The 3,684-nt window shown below is 67.1% G+C and carries 1 protein-coding gene and 2 pseudogenes; all 3 read left to right on the forward strand.

Translation table 11 applies throughout. The features are described from left to right. Positions 1-161: 161 nt before the first annotated feature. A pseudogene (locus ACIBI9_RS67695) lies at positions 162-497 on the forward strand (transposase); the annotation flags it as partial. A 660-nt stretch (positions 498-1,157) separates the two neighbouring features. Beyond that, complete coding sequence (gene ltrA / locus ACIBI9_RS67700) at positions 1,158-2,549, forward strand: group II intron reverse transcriptase/maturase (protein ID WP_397239628.1); 1,392 nt, start codon at positions 1,158-1,160, stop codon at positions 2,547-2,549. A 114-nt stretch (positions 2,550-2,663) separates the two neighbouring features. Beyond that, positions 2,664-3,561 (forward strand): annotated as a pseudogene (locus ACIBI9_RS67705) (IS3 family transposase); the annotation flags it as partial. Positions 3,562-3,684 lie beyond the last annotated feature (123 nt).

A 3,684-nucleotide genomic window follows, 5' to 3' on the forward strand; every position in this document is an offset into this window, starting at 1 on the left:
TCATCCGCAAGATCGGGCCAGGCATCTACACCGCCCAGCCAAATCCCTCAGTGCCCTTGCCAGCGGCCCAAAAGCCTTAACTACCTGGCCTTGGGCCCTGCCCCCGATGTGTGGACACCTTGAGTACCGGATGATGGAGATCCGGAGACAAGGAGTTCCACGTGGCGATGAAGTCGTATCCGCCGGAGTTCAAGGCGGACGCCGTCGCGTTGTATCTATCCGATCCGGGACGGACGCTGGCTTCGGTGGCCGAGGACCTGGGGATCAGCCGGGAGACGCTGCGTAACTGGGTGCGTCAGGCGCAGGCGGACGGCACCGCGGGCGCCAAGGCGCGCGGCCCGGTCAAGAAGTCGGCGCGGGGCCCGCTATCGTCCGACGACGTGCTGGAAGAGGAGAACAAGCAGCTCAAGGCACGGATCCGGGAGCTGGAGCTGGAGCGCGACATCCTGCGCCGGGCAGCGAAGTATTTCGCGGGAGAGACGTGCGCCGTGAGGCGTTGATGGTCCGTACGAGGGTGCAAGACCTTCGTCGTCCGTCCTGTCGTGGCAGGGCGGGGAAGCTGAGGGCAGTCCGATCCGGGTGATGCCGGGGAGGGCGGCAAGCGGCCCTGACAAAGCCGGGACGTGCCAGTACTGCCAGATGGTGCGGGTCCGGTGAGCGAGGCGGAAAGGAGTACGCGAGGAACCGTCGTCATTACGTCCCTCAACGCGAGACCGGCTCGAACCTGGTGGATAGGGGTCGGGAGCGGTGCGCACCCGCCACCCATGTGGTGGTCCGGGGAACTCCTGGGATGGTTTGTCTCTGCCGTCCGGGGAGGCCATGAGGAAGGCCCACGGCGTACTCATGGCGATGCCGCAGGGATGCAGGCGGGCTCCTCCTTCGCCGAGCGGATCACAGCGAACACGGGAACCACCCGGTTCCACTTCCCACGAGACGAGCCGCCAGTTTGGCGCGTGGGATAGGCGCATCGACCGCCGAATGGGCCGGGTGGGGCGGAGCCGCCGTAGTACTTCGAGGCCGGGAGAGCCGGCCACCTGGGGAAGGGCGGCAGCGGAAGCGAGGAGACGTTGGAGGCTGTAATGCCGAAAGATGCGCCCCCGAATGGGAGCGCCTGGCCAGATCAGGTCCCGTTGGGGCCTGGTCGGCGGGTATCGGAGATGCAGGCCAAGCTTCACCGTTGGGCGGCGGCCGATCCTGGCCGTCGGTTCGAGGACTTGTTCAATTTCGTGCATGACCCGGCGACGCTGCTGGTGGCGTTTGACCGGGTGGCGGGCAACCGGGGTGGCCGGACCGCGGGCGTGGACGGCGTGACCGCCGCCGACGTCGAGGAGCGGATCGGTGTCTCGGGCTTCCTGGAAGACCTGCGCACTCAGCTCAGGACGGGTGCGTTCCGGCCGTTGCCGGTGCGGGAGAGACTGATTCCCAGGCCGGGCGGAGCCGGGAAGGTGCGGCGGCTGGGCATTGCCGTGATCGCCGACCGGGTCGTTCAGGCTGCGCTCAAACTGGTGCTGGAGCCTATCTTCGAGGCTGACTTTCTGCCGGTCTCTTATGGGTTTCGGCCCCGGCGACGAGCTCAGGACGCGATTGCCGAGATCCAGCGCATGGGCACCCACGGCTACCGCTGGGTGCTGGACGCGGACATCGCGGCGTGTTTCGACGAGATCGACCACGCCGCGCTGATGGACCGCGTCCGCGACCGGATCAAGGACAAGAAGGTCCTGGCTCTGATCAAGGCGTTCCTCAAGGCCGGGATCATGACTGAACTCGGCGAACGCGAGGACACTTCTGCCGGGACACCGCAGGGTGCGATCATCTCTCCGTTGCTGGCCAACATCGCCTTGTCGGTGCTCGATGAGCATCTGCACGGGCCGTGGCGGCCGGGCGGGGTGTTCTCCTCTCCGAGACGGAGACAGACTCTGCGCGCCAAAGGGGCCGCGACCTGGCGCATCGTCCGCTACGCGGACGATTTCGTCGTCTTGGTCAACGGCTCCGAAGAGCACGTCCGCCAGTTGCGCGAACAGATTGCCCATGTGCTGGCCCCGATGGGGTTACGGCTGTCACCGGCCAAGACCAGGGTCGTGCACATGAGCGAGGGGTTCGACTTCCTGGGGTTCCACATCCAGTGGCGCCGCAAGCGGGGCACGAACACTTGGCACGTCTACACCTTCATCGCCAAGGACCCGATCCGGCGGCTGAAGGCGAAGATTCGTGCGCTGACCCGCAAGACCTCACCGTTGAACCTGGATGCCCTGCTGGCCCAGCTGAACCGGGTCATGGGCGGATGGGCGTTCTACTTCCAGCATGCGATCGCCAAGCGCGTGTTCGCCAACCTGGACGCCTTCACTTGGTGGAGGCTGGCCCGGTTGCTGCGTGAGCGGCATCGCTGGGGCTGGAAGGAGTTCCGCCGAGGGCACACCACGCCCACCGGGCGGTGGCTGCCGTTCTCGGCGAACGGGGTCATCTGGCGCGGCATCGAGAAGATCCCGGTCACCCGGTATCGCTATCGCGGCGCGCGTATCCCCAGCCCGTGGGTTCAACCAGCCCGTTAGACGGCAGCATCCGTGGAGAGCCCGGTACTCGGAGACGGGTACGCCGGGTTCGGAAGGCGGCCTGGAGAAACGGACCGGTCGCAAGACCGGCACCGCGCTCTGGGCCGACCTTACGAACTGGTGAGCCGCTTCGAGTTCGTCGACGATCACGCGGGCGCCTTCGGCGTGAAGCGGCTGTGCCGAGTGTTGAAGGTGTCCCGTTCGGGCTTCTACCGGTGGATCAAGGCGGCGCCGGCCCGGGCGGAGCGGGCTGCGGCCGAGGCCGCACTCGCCGTGGAGATCAGGCAGATCCACGGCGCGTTCGACGGCACCTACGGCAGTCCGCGCGTCACCGCCGAGCTGCGGGCCCGGGGCCGCAGGGTCAACCACAAGCGGGTCGCGCGGGTGATGCGCCGGTCCGGCATTGTCGGGCTGCACCTGCGCAGAGAAGGTGCGCACCACGGTGCCGGAACCCTCGCATCAGAAGGTGCCGGACCTGATCCGGCGGGACTTCACCGCGCCGGCCCCGAACCGACGCTATGTCGGTGACATCACGTACCTGCCCGTCGGTGAGGGCCGGTTCCTGTATCTGGCGATCGTGCTGGATCTGGGCTCACGACGGCTGGCGGGCTGGTCGATCGCCGATCACATGCGCACCGAGCTGGTGAGCGACGCGCTACGCGCGGCCGCTGCGACACGGGGCAGCCTGCATGGCGCGATCTTCCATGCCGATCATGGGGCCCAGTACACCTCCGCCGAGTTCGCCAAGGTCTGCGCCGAGCTCGGTGTGCGCCAGTCCATGGGAGCCGTCGGCACCAGCGCCGACAACGCCGCGGCGGAGGCGTTCAACGCCACGCTGAAACGCGAGACGCTGCAGGGCGCCAAGGGCTGGTCCTCGGCGCGTGAGGCCCGTCTGGCCGTCTTCAAGTGGATCACTCGCTACAACACCCGCAGGAGACACTCAACCCTCGGCTATCTCAGCCCGATCGACTACGAGCAGCAAACCACCGATAAGGTGCTGCTCGCCGCATAACAACCCGTGTCCACACTTGGGGGCGAGCCCCCAAGGCCAGGTAGTTAAGGCTTTTGGGCCGCTGGCAAGGGCACTGAGGGATTTGGCTGGGCGGTGTAGATGCCTGGCCCGATCTTGCGGATG

The sequence above is a fragment of the Nonomuraea sp. NPDC050451 genome (assembly GCF_044458585.1).

Excerpts from the sequence above, each read along its gene's own strand:
- ltrA (WP_397239628.1), top strand. The coding sequence starts at position 1,158 with ATGCAGGCCAAGCTTCACCGTTGGGCGGCGGCCGATCCTGGCCGTCGG.